Consider the following 19053-nt stretch of genomic DNA (forward strand, 5'->3'; position numbering starts at 1 on the left):
AGTTATGAAAGCGGTAATATGCATGTTCAGTAAAGTTATACACATTATCCACATAATTGTGGGTAAACTTTGTGGATATAGTAGAGTTGTAAAAAAACTTCAATAACATCTATAAAATCTTCGTATTATTATGTCTACATAATATAAAAACGTCCTTCCGATACAAACTGTACAGAAAGGACGTTGAGATGATCAAGCGTTGGATAGAGATGTTTTGCCTCACTTATTTTTTCGTGTAGCCGCCTGCACGGTCTGCTTTTTTAAACTCGCGGCCGTAATAGATTTCTTGAGCGCTACTTAACGTATTTTTTGCGTTTTCTTTTCGTTTTTTTTCAGACATAAAAAAACCTCCAATTAACGTTTTTCGATCATGCTACTTATTTTTTCCAGAATCTCTCGTTTTTAATCATAAAAAAAGCTCTCCGTTACACGGAGAGACTCTTACGCTTCTTTAAGCTGGTGATCTTCTTGAACGTCTTGTTCGTGACGCAAGTAGTATAATGTATACAAGTCTTTTGGAATTTCGTATAAATCATATACGTCTTCATGTTGATTAATTTCATCGTATAAAGCTTTGTGTGTTTCATTCGCAAGTACTGCATAAGGCAGTTTTTCTGCAGCCTTAATAGACCTAATATTAATTTTGCGAATTCGCATAAAAATTCGTTCTATATTTAACTCAAAGAACAGTTCATTAAAGAACGCTTCTTTTGCAATTTGATTATATCCTTTTCCATGAAACGGTTTGCCAAGCCAAGTGCCTAAAAAGCCAGCTTGGTCCTGTACATCAAATAAATTAATGGTGCCGATAGGGTTACCCCATTCGTCTAAAATCGTGCGAGAAATAATTTCTCCATGATCTTCTGCTTCCATCGTTTGTTTAGTCACAAATAAAAATTCTTCATAGGAATGGGCTTTATGACGAACAAAAGGGAAGACATCAGGATGTACCATGAGTTCGTATAGAGATTGACAGTCATTTAGGTCACGTTTTTTTAACATAACTTTTCCCTCCTGATCGAGGGTATATACAGACTCCAATCAAGTCCCCACCCTCGAAATTTTTTAATAATTAAAAAAATTTCGGGGTGGGAATCGAACCCACTAGAACCAGTTACCTGGTGGCGCACCATTTGCCTTCCCATTACAAGTCAACAAACATAAAAAGTCAACGTGTGATGTTTATGCTTTTGTGAAATTCACATGCTTCTAAACGTATCATACTAAAAAAAATTAAAAAAGAAAATAGGTAAAATGTTAATTTTTTTTAAATAATATTTTACCATTTATCATGGTGAAAATAGGCTTTGCTAAGTAGTGAAAAGGATGATGGCTCCATAGCACCAAATCAGCGTCTTTTCCTGCTTCGATACTGCCGATTCGCTGATCAATACGAAGATTTCGAGCAGCAGCAATCGTGATGCCTTCTAATGCTTTTTGTTCTTCGAGCCCTTCACGTACGGCAATGGATGCACAAATATTTAAGTACTGAATGGGCGTATAAGGGTGGTCTGTTGTAATGGAAACTTCTACTCCTTCATTGCAGAGAGCTTGATAGGTTTTCCACGTTTTATTCTTCAGTTCAACCTTTGAGCGCCGTGTTAAAGTTGGTCCCACGCTTACTTTTAAGTTTCTTCCACCTAGCTCTTTAGCAATTAAGTGACCTTCTGTACAGTGTTCAATACGAACGTCTAAATTAAATTCATCTGCTAAGCGCAGAGCTGATAGAATATCATCGGCTCGGTGAGCATGAATTCGAACGGGAATCTTTCTATTCAGCGCTTGGATGAGTGGTTTAATTCGCAAATCATCTTTATTGTCACTGCTTTTTGCATGATAAAAGGCTTCTCTCAGCATCCCCATAATACCCATTCGTGTAATGGATTCTTTATTGCCATGGCTGTGGATTCGTTTTGGATTTTCTCCTAGCGCAATCTTAAGTCCAGCTGTCTCTTGAATCAACATTTGAGAAATACTTGTTCCGGCTGTTTTAATAACGGATGTTGTGCCTCCGATCACATTTGCACTTCCAGGCATAATGTGTACAGACGTAATACCCGCTTCAATGGCATCTTTAAACCCAGGATCTAAAGGATGTACGCTGTCAAAAGCTCGGATATGGGGAGTCATAGGCTCGATTGTTTCGTTAGCATCATTTCCGGCCCAGCCGGTTCCTTCATCATATAGTCCTAGATGTGTATGAACATCAATAAATCCAGGGAATAAATAGCGCTGTTTGCAGTCAATGACTTCTACTTGAAGAGGAGGCTGCAAGTTTGATCCAATCAAAACAATTTTTCCGTCTTGAATGAGCACATCATTATTATAAATAGGTTTTGACGTAATAGGATAGAGCGTTGCATTTTTCAAGAGAATGGTTTTCATAAAGGATGCTCCTATCTATCGGCAGCTTAGTCACCTGTTTTAGGTAAATATCAGAAAATAACTAGAGTAAATCTCGCAATGCATCTTCTAATACAGTATATGTAAAAATGTAATTCTGTTGAATCAATTTTTCAGGTAAAACACGCTGTCCTTTCAAAATAATCATACTCATTTCTCCCATCAGCAGCTGAAGGCCAAAGCTAGGTACGGGCATCCAGTGAGGACGATTTAACACTTTTCCAATCGTCTTTCCAAACTCTTTCATTTGAACAGGATTTGGGGCAGTTACATTAACAGGTCCTTCTATTTGTTCGGTATGAATACAATAATCAATAATTTTGACGACGTCTTGAAGATGCACCCAAGACATCCACTGCTCTCCCGAACCAACTGTCCCTCCTGCAAATAATTTATAAGGAAGGGCGGTAGAAGGGAGTGCCCCGCCATCTTTGCCTAATATAACGCCGAACCTTGTTAAAACAGTACGAATATTGAGTTCCGTCGCTTTTAGCGCTTCATTTTCCCACTTTTTTACCGTTTCAGCTAAAAAGTCTGTGCCGATGGATGGAGAAGCTTCTGTGAACGTTTCTGTAGTCGATGTCCCGTAATAACCAACCGCACTTGCATTTACATACAGGGACGGTTTTTCGGGTAAGGCAGCCATAATACGAAGGATTTCTTGAGTAGAAGAAAGGCGACTTTCCACAATGGCTTTTTTGCGCTCGTCCGTCCAGCGGCCGCTGTTAAGTGAAACGCCAGCTAAATTGATAAAAACGTCTGCGTCTTCTACATGCTCTTCAGGTTGGCTGTTTTCTTGCATCCACTCTACATATTTAAGTTTCGGATCTCTTGCAGCTTTATCTGCATTGCGTGTTAAAATATATACATAATGTTTTTGTGTTAAAAAATGTTTTGTTAAAGCTTTACCTACGAATCCAGTTCCTCCAGCAATAACAATTTTCATACGAACTTCCTCCTTTGTTGAGATAAATAAAAATGTGTATGATACGTTTGGCGGTTCTTCAGCCATTAATTTAATAAGAAATATGAGGTGAAGGTGTATGCCTGTTGTCACAAAGATCACAACGCAAAAGAATAGCGGTGAACGTTATAATGTGTATTTAGATTATGGTAAAGGTGAAGAGTTTGGCTTTGGTGTTGACGAAAATGTCCTCATCAAATATGACTTGAAAAAAGGTCGTGAGCTTGATGAATTTGAATTAACGGAAATTCAGTACGCAGATGATGAGAAAAAAGCTTATAATTTAGCAATCACTTACTTATCTTATCGAATGCGCTCTGAAAAAGAGGTACATGATTATTTAAAGAAAAAAGAAATTAACTCTACTATTATTCAACAAGTTATTCAGAAATTAGTCAGCCACCGTTATTTAAATGATGAAGAGTTTGCAAAAGCATTCGTGTTAACTCAAATGAACACGACATCAAAAGGACCAAATGTGATTCAAAGAGAATTAAAAGAAAAGGGAATTTCTGATTCCATTATTACCCTTAGTTTATGTGAATACCCCGAAGAACAGCAAATTCAAACTGCTGTGAAATTAATTGAAAAGTTAAAAGGGAAATATAAAAAATTATCTCAAGTAATGATGAAACAAAAAATGGAACAAGCATTGGCAGTGAAGGGCTATTCATTTTCTATTATTCAAGAAGCATTTCAGCGCACCAATACAGAAAAAGAAAGCGGTGAGGCATGGGAGGCTCTGCAATACCAAGGAATGAAAGCTCATCGTCGTTTTTCAAAGTATGAAGGCTGGGAATATCAGCAAAAAATGAAGCAGGCTCTTTATAGAAAAGGATTCTCTATTGACCAAATTCAATCATTTCTAGATTCCATTGAAGAGGAATAAAGGCGGGACAAAAGTATGTTAGTTGAAGAGAAATCCGAACGATGAATCGAGATTCTTGATKGAGAATCCAACTCGTTCGGATTTTTTATTGTGATGGTAAACGTAAACTTCATGTATTTAGCTGCTTCTAGCGGTTGATGATTGGAGGGCAAGACGAAGACTCCTGCGGAAAGCGAAGTCCTGCACGGAAATCAACCGCCGTGTCATAAGCAATTCCTATAAGATCATTTATACAATGTGTTTATCTTTAGATTAGATTGATGCAGTTATGTTTCAATTTTTTTAAAACAAAATATCTTCCAAGTCATTCTGCTGTTTATAAATAATCTCAGCAATTTCGGAAGCCGAGCGCAATCGGCTTTTATCTTTAATGTGATTGTTATGATCCCAAAAAGGAGTATTCATGCCTCCCATGTAAGCTGCAATCACATGAAGGTTGGTATCTTGATACTCCACTTTTAAACTTTCTGTAAATCCCCTTACGCCAAACTTACTTGCTACATAGACGCTTTCATTAGCTTTCCCGCGAAGTCCTGCAGTTGAAATGATATTCATAACTTTAGGTTCAGGTCTCGTCAAGAGATGAGGCATAAGCGCTTGTGTTAAAAAAATAGTTCCTTTTACATTTGTATCGATGACTTCATCAATGGCTTGTTTTGTATAATCGGTCAAAGAACCAAAATGTCCAATGCCTGCATTGTTGATAAGGATATCTACTGAATGGTTCATCAGCAGTTTTTCTACAGATTTTCCTACTTCTTCATATTTTGTAATATCTACAGACATCGTATATACGTTGTCTCCTAGCTCATGCTGCGCCTCTTTTAATTTATGGTGATTGCGTCCAGCCAGAATGACGTTGTAGTCTTTTGCGTAAAATTTAGCGAGTTCTTTTCCAAGACCCGTCGCACCGCCCGTGATTAGCACTGTTTTCATTCCCAAAACTCCCTTTTCATAGTCTCCCTTTAGTTATACCTTTTGTTATAATAAAATGAAAGCAAACAAGGGGGAAAACAGCATGTCTGAAAAACGTTACAGCGATATGACGACGTATGAACTTCAACAAGAAATTGGGTCTCTTCAAGAAAAAGCACGAAAAGCTGAACAGCTTGGCATGGTCAATGAGTATGCAGTATTAGAAAGAAAAGTAACAATGGCTAGGTCATATTTATTGGATCCCGAAACGTTTAAAGCAGGGGAAGTATATGAAATTCAAGGAGATCCGGGTTCATATTTTAAAATTGATTATATGAACGGAGTTTTTGCGTGGGGATTTAGGCTTGGCTCACCGCAAAACGAAGAGGCACTGCCTATTTCTATGTTGAAAAAATAAAGGGATGAACAAGCAGCACGAAGTGTGCTGCTTGTTTGATTTCTATATTCACTCTATTTTTAAACGTAAAGCAAGCGGTTATTCTTCGCGCTCATTAGAAGCATGCATACGTTCTTGAGGATGCGTGTTAATAGTTCCATTTGCACGTTTTGAAGCGTACTCAGCTTTTGCTCGAGGTTCGCCTTCAAGCTTAGTATGATGTTGGTTTGTAAAATCTTTTGCTTTATTGCGCATCGATACCTCTCCTTTTACAACAGAAAGCGTTGCGGTTATGATATAGTACATGAGGGAGTGAATAACTCCGCATTTATAGTGTAAGTTAAAAGTGCAAACATACTCATAAAGAATTTTGGTAATCGAGGTGTTCTTATGAACGATATATTTGAAAGATTAACGAATCAGCTCTTAAATAAAAACAGTTCGCTCTCATATGCTCAAGCACGCACGTGGGTCGAGCTTTTCTGGGAAGATTTTGAGTCATCTTACGCAAAAGCCGGATATGATTATAAAGGTAAAGAAGCGACGGAAAAGGTTGTTACGATGTATATCAACAGCTACGGAGACAAACTTCATGAAATCGCGGTTAAAAACCCTAAATATCAGCATTTATTAAATAACGATGACTATTTAAAACATTAAATAAAAACGAACCGTCTTGAGCAGACGGTTCGTTTTTGGGTTTCATATTTGTTCTTGTTATGATTAGTGTGGGAGATAATCAAGCTTTTTACGCAATTTTTTCTCACTGAAAATCCAACCTGTGTACGAACAAATGATATTTAAATCGTAATCAAGCTGAACTACGGCTACAAATGGATAGTAGTCCTTGCTGCGGTAGCGTAAATCAATAAAGCGCACTTCAATGTGGTCGTTATATTCATCCAGTTCCCATCTATAAATAGGTGAAAATGAAAGAAAAGCAGATAAATTTTCATCTTTTTTCGCTACTTCAATTACGGCTGATTCGGGAATTGGAACTTTATCAAACGTATCATAAATAAAAATTTCTTCTCCGATTGCTCTTCCTACATGAAAATACTTTTCGGTCGTCACAGCTAAGTGCCAGTGAGTGAAACGCAGCGTAGGAGAGATATTGAGCTTGATAACATCAGGAAACTGTTTTCGAAGCTTCTTGGCAATTTGGTGGCGCATATAAAAGCGCAATCCATAGTAAAATGCCAATAACACATACAGCGTAATAAATGTTGGTCCTGGTTCTGCTCCAATAAACCAGATTAAAATCGCAAGTACGTGAGCTGAGAAAATCACGTAATCAAACGTGTTGATTACGCCAAGCGCAATCCATTTATTTGTGAAAGGCCGTAAAGCTTGCGTGCCATAAGCGTTAAAGATATCAACAAAAACGTGAATAATGACGCCTGCAAAGGTCCACATCCAGAGATGCAGCAAGTTAGCTCCTGGCAGCAGAAGCGAAAGAATGAGCACGATAAGCAAAGGCCATAAAATAACAGCCGGAATAGAATGTGTAATTCCACGGTGATTGCGGATATACTGTGCATTGTTTCGCAACTTTAAAACAGTGTCTAAATCAGGTGCTAATGACCCGGCCATTACGCCAATCATTACAGCATCCATTGTGGCTGTATTCGCAGATACAGTGGGGTCTAATGTTGCAAGGCCGCCTAAAGCGATTCCCATTGCAATGTGTGTACCAGTATCCAGAGCGAACTCCTCCTTTGTAAAATGACAATCTTAGATTATCCTAATTCAGCATGGAAGCTGGATTTAGGGCGAAAAATCTCGCTTTATTACTAACACAGCAAATTAGCTGTTTTTATTCATTATTTGAACAATTCATTTTACTATTCATATTTGTAGTTGTTATAAGGTTATCATAAAGTTACTAAGATTCAAAAAGCAACACATTGTATATGTATAGTTAATACCTCGGAGGCTATGACGTGAAACAAAGTAAAGATATTGTACAAAATTTCGATATTCGAGCATTTCAAGATGACTTAATCTCTTGGTTTGAGCAGGAACAGCGCATTCTACCTTGGCGTCAAGATCAGGACCCTTATAAAGTGTGGGTATCTGAAATTATGCTTCAACAAACGAGAGTAGATACGGTCATTCCGTATTTTAATAATTTTATTAGCAAATTTCCCACTATTAAAGATTTAGCTTATGCGAATGAAGATGATGTGTTAAAAGCGTGGGAAGGATTAGGCTATTATTCCCGTGCCCGTAATTTACAAACCGCCGTTCGAGAAGTTCACGAACAATACGGGGGAGAAGTTCCAAATACGCCAGCAGAAATCTCTAAACTAAAAGGAGTAGGCCCTTATACAACAGGAGCCATTTTAAGTATTGCATACGGAGTGCCGCAGCCTGCTGTAGATGGAAATGTCATGCGTGTGCTATCGCGCATTTTATCCGTTTGGGATGATATTGCAAAACCGAAAACAAGAAAGCTGTTTGAAGATATTGTGCATGAAATTATTTCAAAAGATAATCCTTCCTATTTCAATCAAGGCATGATGGAACTTGGTGCCATTGTCTGTACGCCAACTTCTCCTTCCTGTTTGTTATGTCCAGTTCGCGAACACTGCCGCGCGTTTGCAGAAGGAGTGCAGAATGAGCTTCCTGTCAAATCAAAGAAAAAAGCGCCGCGTGCTCTTCAGCTTGCTGCAGCGGTGATTAGAGACGAGGACGGAAATTATCTGATTCATAAACGTCCAAGCAAAGGACTTTTAGCTAACCTATGGGAATTTCCAAATATAGAAGTCGATCTTAGTATAGCGCCAGATCATCAGCAGCTTCAGGCATTTATTCAAAATGAGTACGGAGCCGATATTAAAATTCATGCGCCGTTTACCACAATTCAGCACTTGTTTTCTCATATCGTCTGGAACATCACAGTATATGAAGCAGAGCTTGCAAGTGATATCAGTGCATTGAAAAATTTGAAAGTGGTTTCTGAAAAAGATTTAGAACAATATGCATTTCCTGTTTCCCATCAAAAAATCTTAAAAGAATATTTACTTGTTAAATAAAAGAAGCGTGGATAAACTCCGCGCTTCTTTTTATTTAATCATATGATACATGCGTGCCGTGTGTGTAATCTGCTTCGTGGCGCTGTAGCCCGCCCCGTGCTTCAATTTCTTTAATAATTTGCTGATGAATACTTTGTCCTTCAGCATTTAAATACGGCGTCATTTGCTGTAAAGAGTGATGAAAAAACGCAAGCTCGCTGTCTTTCCACTCGCTTTTAGAAATCATTGAAAGAGCCGTCATGTCTCTACCTACATACATTCTATTCACCTCGTTCATTTCATCAAGTTTTATCTATTTTCCCTATATTACTTGTTTCTTATGCGATAAAATCAGTACAATGTAAAGATAATACGATACATAAGGGAGATGACATCATGTCACAAAAGGTAGCACTAGTTACGGGAAGCAGCAGAGGTATTGGTAAAGAAATTGCCTTACGTCTGGCTAAAGAAGGATACGACATTGTATTAAACTATGCACGAAGCAAAAGTGCAGCGCAGGAAGTAGCAGAAGAAATCAAAGCACTAGGCAGAGAAGCATTAGTTGTTAAAGCAAACGTAGGAAAAGTAGAAAAAATTAAAGAAATGTTTGAGCAAATTGATGAAGTATTCGGTCGCTTAGACGTATTTGTAAGTAATGCAGCGTCAGGAGTTCTACGTCCTATTATGGAATTGGAAGAAACTCACTGGAACTGGACAATGGATATTAACAGCAAAGGATATTTATTCTGTGCACAAGAAGCGGCTAAACGTATGGAAAAAGTAGGCGGAGGAAAGATTGTTACCATCAGTTCGCTTGGGTCTATTCGCTACTTAGAAAATTATACAACAGTAGGCGTGTCAAAAGCTGCTGTAGAAGCGTTGACCCGCTATTTAGCAGTGGAGCTGGCTCCAAAGAATATTGTGGTAAATGCTGTATCTGGAGGGGCTGTGGATACAGAGGCATTAAAACATTTCCCAAATCGCGATGAGCTTCTAGATGATGCACGCAAGCATACTCCAGCTGGTCGTATGGTGGAGCCAAAAGACATGGTAGATGCAGTTATGTTCTTAGTGTCCGATCAAGCAAATATGATTTGCGGTCAAACGCTTATTATTGACGGAGGGCGTTCACTTTTAATGTAAGGTAAATGTGTTTTGTGCTCGCGCCTTAAAATACTGAAAAAAGTTTGCATACCCTATTTACCTCCCGGGCATATTAATTTTCGTGGAGGTGATTACAATGGCAAAACAAACAAACAAAACAGCATCTGGTACAAGCACACAACACGTGAAACAACAAAATGCTCAAGCATCTAAAAACAACTTCGGTACTGAATTTGGTAGCGAAACAAATGTACAAGAAGTGAAACAACAAAATGCTCAAGCAGCGGCAAACAAAAGCCAAAATGCTCAAGCATCTAAAAACAACTTCGGTACTGAATTTGCTAGCGAAACAAGTGCTCAAGAAGTGAGACAACAAAACGCACAAGCTGAAGCAAAGAAAAACCAAAACTCTGGTAAATACCAAGGTTAATACCAAAAGCGAACTTAACGTCTTTCATACGGCGATGTTAAGTTCGCTTTTTCTTATATGAAAAGCAACAAAGTATGACAAAACTTCTTGAAACTTTACACAACTCGTCAAAGGAATCTGTCTCACCTAAACAGAATGTTAACAGAAGTGCCGCGTGTATGGTTAAAGCAAATAGGGAGGAGCTATCGTATGAAAAAATTTGATCAGCTAGTGACTCAACAATTGGAGACCATGGATCAACTTCTGTTTTTGCAGTCTGAGATTGAGCGCTGTCAGGAAATCGAAGGTGAACTAATAAAACTTCATGAAGAAGCAAAACTTCATTCTGTGCAAGATGAAATTAGTGAAATGAAACTAAAATTAAAAGAGATTCAATTGACGTTTGAAGCACAAACCGAAGATATTATTCGTACATATAAAAGTGAAGGGGCTTGCTCTACACTTGCTTAATGAACATTGATGTGTCACTTCCTCTCTTTTTTAAGGCTGCCAAGCAAAGGAAAAGTAGGGGGAGTGACTTTTTTGAACTCAAGAAGGTTAGCACATTTGTGTTAAAATGAGAGAGAAACCGTTATAATAAACATAAGACAAATGGAGACGTTATATGAATTTTTTTAAGTGCTAAAATGAAAGTAGGTATTGGAGATGGGAATTCCGGTGGAAGGAGAAACAATTCAAATACACAGCTACAAGCATAATGGACATATTCATCGCGTATGGGATCGGACAACCGTATTAAAAGCAACCAATAACTTAGTGATTGGAGGAAATGATCGTACAGTCGTTACAGAATCAGATGGACGAACATGGGTCACAAGAGAGCCTGCAATTTGTTATTTTCATGCTCAGCAGTGGTTTAACGTCATTGGGATGATCCGTGAAGATGGAATCTATTATTACTGCAATATCAGTTCGCCGTTCATTTATGATGACAATGAAGCGCTCAAATATATTGATTATGATTTAGATATCAAAGTCTATCCAGATATGACATACACCCTTCTTGATGAAGATGAATATGAGAAGCATCGAAAAGAAATGAATTATCCAGAAGTGATTGACCGTATTTTACATAATCACGTCGAGGAGTTAAAAGGTTGGATTCGACAGCGAAAAGGCCCGTTTGCTCCAGATTTCATTGACATTTGGTATGAGCGTTTTTTAACATATCGGCATTCTTGATGAATGATCTAGAGAACATTATGTTAGGCCGTCTAAAGCTGACTGTTTGATATAATGTTCTTTTTGGCGTTATGCTCACCATCTTTTAGAAGAGATAAAAGCACTAAAAAATCGACGCGTGTACATATACTAAGAAAGCTTGCCCTCATAGATAGAAAGGGGAGATTTTATGGGAAGTATAAGACGCTACATGAAGTTTGTACAGCCATACAAATGGCAAATTGTCGGCACTGTATTAATTGGTATTATTAAATTTGCTATTCCTTTATTGATTCCGCTGCTTTTGAAATATGTTTTGGACGATATCGTAAATGGACATGGCATGTCCTCCTCTGAAAAAGTTCATAAAATGGTGACGATTATGGGGATTTCGTTTGTTGTATTTTTAGTGTTAAGACCTCCCATTGAATATTACAGGCAGTATTATGCTCAGTGGGTATCGAGCAAAGTACTATATGATATACGGGATCAGCTGTTTAGCCATATTCAAAAGCTTAGCTTACGTTATTATGCAAATACGCGAGCGGGTGAAGTGATTTCACGAGTCATTAATGATGTAGAGCAAACAAAAAACTTTGTTATCACAGGTTTAATGAACGTATGGCTTGATATGATGACGATTGTAATAGCCATTGTGATTATGTTTACGATGAATGTACCTTTAACACTGGTGTCGATTATTTTGCTGCCGGTTTATGCGTTCTCTGTAAAATATTTCTACAGTCGTCTTCGCCATTTAACAAGAGTCCGTTCGCAGGCTTTAGCGGAAGTGCAGGGGCATTTACATGAAAGGGTTCAAGGGATCTCTGTTATTCGCAGCTTTGCTATTGAGCCTCATGAACAGAAGCAATTTGATAAGCAAAATTCAAATTTTCTACAAAAAGCAATCAATCATACGAATTGGAATGCAAAAACATTTGCAGTAGTGAATACCATTACCGATTTGGCACCTTTAATCGTGATTACATTTGCTGGATATCAAGTCATCACAGAAAGTCTTAGCGTAGGAACGATGGTAGCATTTGTGGCCTATATTGACCGCTTGTATAATCCGCTTCGCCGCTTGGTCAATTCATCGACTACGCTCACGCAGTCTGTTGCATCTATGGACCGGGTGTTTGAGTTCATTGATGAAGAATACGATATTACAGACAAGAAAGATGCAAAAGAATGTACTGAGCTTCATGGAAAGGTGCAGTTTGAGCACGTTTCATTTGCTTATGAAGAAGAAGAAAAACCTGTGATTCATGATATTAATTTAGATGTAGAAAAAGGAAAATCCGTTGCGTTTGTTGGAATGAGCGGAGGAGGGAAATCCACGCTTATCAGCTTAATTCCGCGCTTTTATGATGTGACAGAGGGTAAAATTCTCATTGATAACATTGATATCAAAACCTATAAAGTACGCAGCCTGCGAGATAAGATTGGAATCGTCCTGCAAGATACGGTGTTGTTTAGTGACACGGTTAAAAACAATATACTGCTTGGAAAGCCAGGAGCGACAGATGAAGAAGTAATTGCTGCGGCAAAAGCCGCAAATGCCCACGATTTTATTATGAATTTGCCCGAAGGATATGATACAAAAGTGGGAGAGCGGGGAATGAAGCTATCAGGGGGACAGAAGCAGCGTATTTCCATTTCGCGCGTATTTTTAAAAAATCCAGCTATTCTTATTTTTGATGAAGCCACTTCAGCTCTAGATTTGGAAAGTGAGCACTATATTCAAGAAGCATTAGCTGAACTAGCAAAAGACCGTACGACTTTCATTGTAGCCCATCGTTTATCTACAATTACTCATGTTGATGAAATTGTACTTTTAGAAAATGGAAGGGTAGTCGAACGAGGTTCTCATGAGGAGTTAATTAAGAAAAAAGGTCATTACTATCAGCTCTTTAACGTTCAGCAGCTTGATACAATTTAAAAACACCACCTATTGTCTAACAATAGGTGGTGTTTTTAATCTTCTTGTCGCTGATGATTAATATCAAATGAGTTAGCATCCTTGTGATAGTTTTGGAACGTATCAATCAGCTTATCAAGATGCTCTAACTCTTCACTATACTCAATGATGACAGAAATTAAAGGGAAGATATGATAAATAACCTTATTCTCTTCATCATTATCGTATATTTTGTACTGCATAAATTTATCGATTAAAGCTCGTTTTCCAACGCAGGCTTCGTTTGGTACAGTAGTGGTTGGCTGTACGCGTAATTTCCCAATGAATTTTAATAATACTTGCTCATGATACATTAACAGGCACTCAACTTCAGATTTGATTAAATCTTGAAATTGCTGCGGCATGACTTGAAGATCATTTTCCACTCGGTGAAGTAGTTTCAAGGTTGTAAGAGCTCGTGTTGTTACGGTAATCATTTGACGAAATAAAACGAGCTTGCGTGACTTAACAAAACGTTTTTTGGTTGAATAAGTGCGTTCTTCTTTGTAAAAATCAAAGATTTGATTCATTTTAGCCACATTGTCTTTCATTTTTTCAATGTCTTCTTTTAACAATGTGTGCTCAGATGCGTGATAAAGATTCATGCGAATCCATTTAATAATTTCTTCCGTTGTGCTTACAATTTTATAATACAATCTTGTTTCATACTTTGGCGGAATAAAAATAAGATTGACAATAAATGCTGAGAATACCCCAAGTAACACTGTACCAAAGCGTATAAGTGCATATTCAACGAAATTATCTCCTGGATTTTCCATGATTGCAATTACTGTCACAAGCGCAAGCCCAATTGTATTATTAATACGTAATTTTAAGTTGACTGCAATGACAACAACAGCGGTAAAACCAATAATGATGGGATGGGTACCAAAAATAAGTCCAAAACAAACTGCAGAAGCAGCTCCAATCACATTCGCCTGTATTTGCTCCAATATTGTTAAATAAGATCTGTAAATAGACGGTTGAATTGCAAAAACTGCCGCAATTGCCGCAAATATTGGAGATGGTAAACTTAGAAATTCACCTAATAACAATGAAAGTGTAATGGCAATTCCCGTTTTTAAGATGCGGGCACCAAGTTTCATGTGCGTTCGTAGTTCCTTTCTGTAAAAAAGTTTTTTCGTTATGAAGAATGTTCCCCAAAACAAATGATAAATTGCAAAAATCAATCCTTCTTTATTACATAACCTGTTGGAAATAATATAAACAATAACATACTATACAAGGTTTAAGAATGGATATCAAGAGAAAACAAGCAGAAAAATAAGGGTATTTCTCGGGATTTTTCGACAGGCTGACAAAAAGGAGATGACGCGTAAGAAATGGTTATGAAAGGTGGGAATGTTCTATAAGAAAACCCGAAGGTAAAACGAAAAAGAGGTCGAGACATAACGAAATAAATCCAATCTAAAGACGAACAAATGGGATACATGAGCTGAACCGCTTGTGACACAGCAGTTGATTTCCGCAGCAGTCTTCGACTTGCCCTTCAATCAACTGCTAGAAAGATCTATACACATGAAACCTACGTTTACCCTAACAAAAAAAACGAACCACTAATCAAACATCTTGATCAATGGTTCGTTTTTCACTTCGTCTAAAATCCTTTTATCTCAGCCTCTTTAGAATAAGAATTAACGTTCTTCACTTAATTGTTTAAATGCTTTTTCGACTGCTTCTAATGTGTCGGTAATATCTTGTTCTGTATGAGCTGTAGTAAGGAACCATGCTTCATATTTCGAAGGAGCTAAGTTGACACCTTGGTGGAGCATTAGTTTAAAGAAGCGTGCAAATAGTTCGCCGTCTGTATTTTCTGCTTGTTCATAGTTTTTGACCGTTTCTGTTGTAAAGTAGAGAGTAAGAGCGCCTTTCAATCGATTGATAGTGATCGGCATGTTATATGTACGAGCATGTTTTAAAATACCTTCTTCGAGCATCGCCCCTAGCTTATCCAACTGTTCATAAACACCTTCTTGCTTTAGTACTTCTAGGCAAGCAATCCCAGAAAGAATAGAAGCTGGGTTTCCTGCCATTGTACCTGCTTGATAAGCGGGTCCAAGCGGCGCCACTTTTTCCATGATTTCTTTTTTACCGCCGTAAGCTCCGATTGGAAGGCCGCCGCCGATGATTTTTCCAAATGCAGTGAGATCAGGTTTTACACCAAGTAAATCTTGAGCTCCACCGTACATAAAGCGAAACGCTGTAATAACTTCATCGTAAATAACAAGTGCTCCAGCTTCGTGAGTTAATTCATTAACTTGTTCTAAAAAGCCAGGTTCCGGCTCAACAATTCCGAAGTTTCCAACGATTGGTTCTACTAAAACAGCTGCAATCTGATCGCCCCATTTTTCTAATGCTTCCTTGTAAGGCTCAATGTCGTTAAAAGGAACTGTGATGACTTCGTTAGCGATACTTTTTGGTACACCAGCAGAGTCAGGAGTGCCGAGTGTAGAAGGACCAGATCCAGCTGCTACTAATACAAGGTCAGAATGGCCGTGGTAGCAACCTGCAAATTTAATAATTTTATCGCGTCCAGTATAAGCGCGTGCTACACGGATCGTTGTCATAACGGCTTCTGTTCCAGAGTTGACGAAGCGCACTTTATCTAATGCGGGCATCGCTTCTTTGAGCATTTTAGCAAATGTGACTTCATGAGCAGTTGGCGTACCGTAAAGAACACCCGTTTCAGCTGCTTTTGTAATAGCTTTCGTGATATGAGGATGAGCGTGTCCCGTAATAATAGGACCGTAAGCTGCTAAATAGTCAATATATTTATTTCCATCAACATCCCAGAAATAAGCTCCGTTTGCCTTCTCCATTGCAATAGGCGCTCCGCCTCCTACGGCTTTATATGAACGTGAAGGGCTGTTAACGCCGCCTACAATATGCTCGAGCGCTTCAGCGTGTAATTGTTCTGATTTTGTAAATTGCATAGTATGCCTCCTAATGAAAAGTTCAACTTCTTTATTCTATCAAACTTATTTGTTTCTTGAAAAACATTCGAGAACGTGTATGATAGAAATTTGTGAGCTAACTGCTAGAAAATAGTTCCTCGTCTCTTGGAGGAGTTGCTAGCAAGGGCGCCGGAAACAATAAAAGAAACCACTAATACGTCGACGTAACGGAGGGAATACAATGAAAAATGCTATTGAGGTGAATCAACTTCGGAAAGAATTTAAAGCCTATTCTAGCCGCTCTGGGCTTAAAGGGGCATTCCGGGATCTATTTACCCGTAATTATAGAGTCATGAAAGCTGTGAACGATATATCGTTTACCGTAAAACAAGGAGAAATGGTAGGGTATATAGGAGAAAACGGAGCGGGGAAATCGACCACAATCAAAATGCTGACAGGAATCTTAACTCCTACTTCAGGCGACATTACCGTAAATGGAATGAATCCTCATAAGGAAAGAGAAAAGTTTGCCCAAACGATTGGTGTTGTTTTTGGTCAACGCTCTCAGCTATGGTGGGATATTGCCGTACAAGAATCTTTTCGCCTGTTAAAAAAAGTATACAAAGTGTCAGATGAAGATTATAACGCTCATATGGAGCACGTTATTCAAACGTTAGATATTGGACCGCTGCTAGATAAGCCGGTGCGAAAGCTTTCTCTAGGTCAAAGAATGCGCTGTGAGCTGGCTGCTGCTCTTATTCATAATCCGCCGCTTCTATTTTTAGATGAACCAACGATCGGTTTAGATGTACTAGTTAAATTAAAAATCCGCCAATTTTTAAAAGAAATTAATGAGAAATATAATACGACGATTTTGCTTACGACACATGATTTAGCAGATATTGAAGCTTTATGTGAACGCGTTGTAATGCTGGATGAAGGCAGTATTATTTATGACGGATCGCTGCAAAAGCTGCGTTCGAATTGGGGAGACCTTAAACAAGTTACGTTTGAATTTGGAACCGCGCCAAATAACGAGCAGTTGAAGCTATTGACGCAAGGGATGCCTGTTAACTGGATTGAAGGTGATCAAAAATATTTGTGGACAGCACAGCTTCAAAATAAAGGGGACTTGATGTCGCAGCTGATTGCTAAAGTGGTGGCAAAGCATGAAATCAGTGATATTAACATTGAAGAAATTTCAACGGAAGAAATTATCCGCAACATTTATGAAGAAGGTGTTGTGAATGGATAAATATATAGAGATGATACGCATTCGCTTTTTAATGATGCTGGCGTATCGGACGAATTATTACAGCGGAATATTGATTTATGCGATTAATATTGGTGCTTACTACTTTTTATGGTCCGCTATTTATGGAGGAAAAGAGAATATTCAAGGGTTATCCATTACCCAAATGACAACGTATGTAGCCGTTTCATGGATGGCAAGAGCCTTTTATTTTAATAATATTGACCGTGAAATGGCAATGGAAATTAAAGATGGCAAAGTGGCAGTAGAGTTAATTAAGCCTTATAGCTACCTTGGTATGAAAACAATGCAAGGACTGGGAGAAGGGATTTTTCGGCTGCTGTTTTTCTCAGTGCCCGGCATGATTATTGTCGCGTTTTTATTTCCAGTACAGTTCTCAGCAAATGCAGCAACATGGCTTTATTTTGGACTGTCTTTAATTTTTAGTTTCATTATTAATACACAAATTAATTTATTAACGGGTATTACGACTTTCTTTCTCTTTAACAATGATGGACTCATTCGAGCGAAGCGCGTTGTTATTGATTTGTTTTCAGGACTTCTTCTGCCCATCAGCTTCTATCCTTTCTGGGCGCAACATATTATGAGCTATTTCCCTTTTCAAGCCATTAGTTATATTCCGAGCATGATTTTCACAAATGGATTTAAAGGGCAGGAAGTAATAAATGCTCTTATCACACAAGCAGTTTGGTCAGGACTTCTATTTATCCCTATTGCATGTTTGTGGAACATAGCGAAGAAAAAAATGGTTATTCAAGGAGGGTAGTCTATGAAAATGTTTTATTTTTCGATTTTCTTTCAGTACATTAGTCAATATATGAAAACAAGGCTTCAGTACCGCACCGACATGGTAGTTGAAATCATTTCAGACTTATTGTTTCAAACAGTTAATTTGATTTTTATTTTAGTCGTATTTGGACATACTCAGTCGCTGCACGGATGGTCACGAGAGGAAATTATCTTTATTTATGGTTTCTTTTTGGTCCCTTTTGCTATTTTTTCGTCTTTCTTTAACATTTGGGATTTCAACGAGCGGTACATTGTTAAAGGGGAAATGGACCGAATTTTAACGAGGCCGATTCACAGTTTGTTTCAAGTCATTTTGGAGCGGCTGGAACTAGAATCATTGTTTGGTGGTATCACAGGGATTGCAGTAATGGCTTACGCTGCGTCTTCTTTACATCTTCATTTCCAGTGGTATGATGTTTTTATTTTTCTATTATTTATTTTAGGAGGAGCGCTTGTATACGCAGGAATTTTCATCGCCTTAGCAAGCATAGGCTTCTGGTCGGATGCCAGAACCTCTATTATGCCTACTATTTATAATATTGGAAACTACGGAAGGTATCCTGTAGATATTTATAATAATGTCATCCGGTATGTTTTAACGTGGATTCTTCCTTTTGCATTTGTAGGCGTATATCCAGCTGCTTATTTCTTAGGAAGATCAGAATGGTATGGATATGCATTTTTAACCCCAGTTATGGGAATCGTCTTTTTTGTAATCTCTATTTTCTTATGGAATACAGGTGTCAAAAAATACAGAGGAGCAGGCAATTAAACGCCTGCTCTTTTTCGTGGCTTCGGAGTAGTAATGAATGGACAAGAAGGCGCGTATAGTG

22 protein-coding genes are annotated in these 19053 nt (G+C 38.1%); 12 read left to right on the forward strand and 10 right to left on the reverse strand.

The window, feature by feature from the left end; translation table 11 throughout:
• Window positions 1-223 precede the first annotated feature (223 nt).
• The 4 genes from AC1DRF_RS02445 to AC1DRF_RS02460 form a co-directional block, all read right to left on the reverse strand.
• On the reverse strand, window positions 224-340 hold the full coding sequence (locus tag AC1DRF_RS02445; protein WP_013055148.1) for a YfhE family protein: 117 nt from the start codon (window positions 338-340) through the stop codon (window positions 224-226).
• 101 nt (window positions 341-441) lie between these two features.
• Window positions 442-1002 (reverse strand): GNAT family N-acetyltransferase, encoded by a 561-nt coding sequence (locus AC1DRF_RS02450; protein WP_013055149.1) that lies wholly within the window; start codon window positions 1000-1002, stop codon window positions 442-444.
• Between the two features lie 255 nt (window positions 1003-1257).
• The gene (locus AC1DRF_RS02455) at window positions 1258-2385 is read right to left on the reverse strand and encodes an amidohydrolase (RefSeq protein ID WP_427076811.1); all 1128 of its coding nucleotides are present in this window, start codon (window positions 2383-2385) and stop codon (window positions 1258-1260) included.
• A gap of 61 nt (window positions 2386-2446) precedes the next feature.
• A complete protein-coding gene (locus AC1DRF_RS02460; RefSeq protein WP_427076810.1) occupies window positions 2447-3349 on the reverse strand; it encodes a TIGR01777 family oxidoreductase in 903 nt (300 codons plus the stop codon).
• Between the two features lie 97 nt (window positions 3350-3446).
• On the opposite strand from AC1DRF_RS02460, the gene recX reads away from it, so the two are divergent.
• Window positions 3447-4256 carry a recombination regulator RecX gene (gene recX / locus AC1DRF_RS02465; protein ID WP_230184703.1) on the forward strand — a complete coding sequence of 270 codons (810 nt, stop codon included), beginning with the start codon at window positions 3447-3449 and terminating at the stop codon, window positions 4254-4256.
• Between the two features lie 282 nt (window positions 4257-4538).
• Here the strand turns inward: recX and AC1DRF_RS02470 are convergent, their stop codons facing one another.
• The gene (locus AC1DRF_RS02470; RefSeq protein WP_427076809.1) at window positions 4539-5192 is read right to left on the reverse strand and encodes an SDR family NAD(P)-dependent oxidoreductase; all 654 of its coding nucleotides are present in this window, start codon (window positions 5190-5192) and stop codon (window positions 4539-4541) included.
• A gap of 82 nt (window positions 5193-5274) precedes the next feature.
• Here AC1DRF_RS02470 and AC1DRF_RS02475 point away from each other — a divergent pair, with 82 nt between their 5' ends.
• Entirely contained in the window at window positions 5275-5589 is a 315-nt protein-coding gene (locus AC1DRF_RS02475) for a YfhH family protein (RefSeq protein ID WP_013055154.1), read from the forward strand.
• Between the two features lie 78 nt (window positions 5590-5667).
• Here AC1DRF_RS02475 and AC1DRF_RS02480 read toward each other — a convergent pair whose 3' ends face one another.
• Window positions 5668-5823, reverse strand: a complete 156-nt coding sequence (locus AC1DRF_RS02480) for a small, acid-soluble spore protein K (RefSeq protein ID WP_016762865.1) — start codon at window positions 5821-5823, stop codon at window positions 5668-5670.
• 135 nt (window positions 5824-5958) lie between these two features.
• On the opposite strand from AC1DRF_RS02480, the gene AC1DRF_RS02485 reads away from it, so the two are divergent.
• Entirely contained in the window at window positions 5959-6228 is a 270-nt protein-coding gene (locus AC1DRF_RS02485; protein ID WP_013055156.1) for a YfhJ family protein, read from the forward strand.
• A gap of 63 nt (window positions 6229-6291) precedes the next feature.
• On the opposite strand, the gene AC1DRF_RS02490 is transcribed toward AC1DRF_RS02485, so the two are convergent.
• A complete protein-coding gene (locus tag AC1DRF_RS02490) occupies window positions 6292-7272 on the reverse strand; it encodes a metal-dependent hydrolase (RefSeq protein ID WP_074682687.1) in 981 nt (326 codons plus the stop codon).
• Between the two features lie 239 nt (window positions 7273-7511).
• Here AC1DRF_RS02490 and mutY point away from each other — a divergent pair, with 239 nt between their 5' ends.
• Complete coding sequence (gene mutY / locus AC1DRF_RS02495; protein WP_477740305.1) at window positions 7512-8606, forward strand: A/G-specific adenine glycosylase; 1095 nt, start codon at window positions 7512-7514, stop codon at window positions 8604-8606.
• Window positions 8607-8640: 34 nt separating this feature from the next.
• Here mutY and AC1DRF_RS02500 read toward each other — a convergent pair whose 3' ends face one another.
• Window positions 8641-8865: a hypothetical protein gene (locus AC1DRF_RS02500; protein WP_014461827.1), complete on the reverse strand. Its 225-nt coding sequence runs from the start codon at window positions 8863-8865 to the stop codon at window positions 8641-8643.
• Window positions 8866-8981: 116 nt separating this feature from the next.
• Between AC1DRF_RS02500 and fabL the strand changes: the two genes are divergently transcribed.
• The 5 genes from fabL to AC1DRF_RS02525 all read left to right on the forward strand — a co-directional run bounded on the left by fabL (window position 8982) and on the right by AC1DRF_RS02525 (window position 13225).
• Window positions 8982-9731, forward strand: a complete 750-nt coding sequence (gene fabL, locus AC1DRF_RS02505) for an enoyl-[acyl-carrier-protein] reductase FabL (RefSeq protein ID WP_013055160.1) — start codon at window positions 8982-8984, stop codon at window positions 9729-9731.
• 97 nt (window positions 9732-9828) lie between these two features.
• Entirely contained in the window at window positions 9829-10122 is a 294-nt protein-coding gene (locus tag AC1DRF_RS02510; RefSeq protein ID WP_013081547.1) for a gamma-type small acid-soluble spore protein, read from the forward strand.
• A 189-nt stretch (window positions 10123-10311) separates the two neighbouring features.
• Entirely contained in the window at window positions 10312-10572 is a 261-nt protein-coding gene (locus AC1DRF_RS02515; RefSeq protein WP_013081548.1) for a YgaB family protein, read from the forward strand.
• Window positions 10573-10767: 195 nt separating this feature from the next.
• Window positions 10768-11304, forward strand: coding sequence for a nucleoside tri-diphosphate phosphatase (ntdP, locus tag AC1DRF_RS02520; RefSeq protein ID WP_013055163.1), 537 nt, complete (start codon window positions 10768-10770; stop codon window positions 11302-11304).
• Between the two features lie 169 nt (window positions 11305-11473).
• On the forward strand, window positions 11474-13225 hold the full coding sequence (locus AC1DRF_RS02525; protein ID WP_097824783.1) for an ABC transporter ATP-binding protein: 1752 nt from the start codon (window positions 11474-11476) through the stop codon (window positions 13223-13225).
• Window positions 13226-13260: 35 nt separating this feature from the next.
• Here AC1DRF_RS02525 and AC1DRF_RS02530 read toward each other — a convergent pair whose 3' ends face one another.
• Both AC1DRF_RS02530 and AC1DRF_RS02535 read right to left on the reverse strand, forming a co-directional pair.
• Window positions 13261-14349 (reverse strand): FUSC family protein, encoded by a 1089-nt coding sequence (locus AC1DRF_RS02530; protein WP_013081550.1) that lies wholly within the window; start codon window positions 14347-14349, stop codon window positions 13261-13263.
• A 549-nt stretch (window positions 14350-14898) separates the two neighbouring features.
• On the reverse strand, window positions 14899-16197 hold the full coding sequence (locus AC1DRF_RS02535; RefSeq protein ID WP_114897219.1) for a glutamate-1-semialdehyde 2,1-aminomutase: 1299 nt from the start codon (window positions 16195-16197) through the stop codon (window positions 14899-14901).
• A 202-nt stretch (window positions 16198-16399) separates the two neighbouring features.
• Here AC1DRF_RS02535 and AC1DRF_RS02540 point away from each other — a divergent pair, with 202 nt between their 5' ends.
• Genes AC1DRF_RS02540 through AC1DRF_RS02550 form a run of 3 tightly spaced genes read left to right on the forward strand, consistent with a single transcriptional unit; the run spans window position 16400 to window position 18992 of the window.
• Window positions 16400-17413 carry an ABC transporter ATP-binding protein gene (locus tag AC1DRF_RS02540; RefSeq protein WP_043977883.1) on the forward strand — a complete coding sequence of 338 codons (1014 nt, stop codon included), beginning with the start codon at window positions 16400-16402 and terminating at the stop codon, window positions 17411-17413.
• Entirely contained in the window at window positions 17406-18197 is a 792-nt protein-coding gene (locus AC1DRF_RS02545) for an ABC transporter permease (protein ID WP_043977886.1), read from the forward strand. Before AC1DRF_RS02540 ends, AC1DRF_RS02545 begins: the two co-directional genes overlap by 8 nt.
• Before the next feature lie 9 nt (window positions 18198-18206).
• On the forward strand, window positions 18207-18992 hold the full coding sequence (locus tag AC1DRF_RS02550; protein WP_097824787.1) for an ABC transporter permease: 786 nt from the start codon (window positions 18207-18209) through the stop codon (window positions 18990-18992).
• Window positions 18993-19053 lie beyond the last annotated feature (61 nt).

Source organism: Priestia sp. P5_B4, from assembly GCF_056400385.1.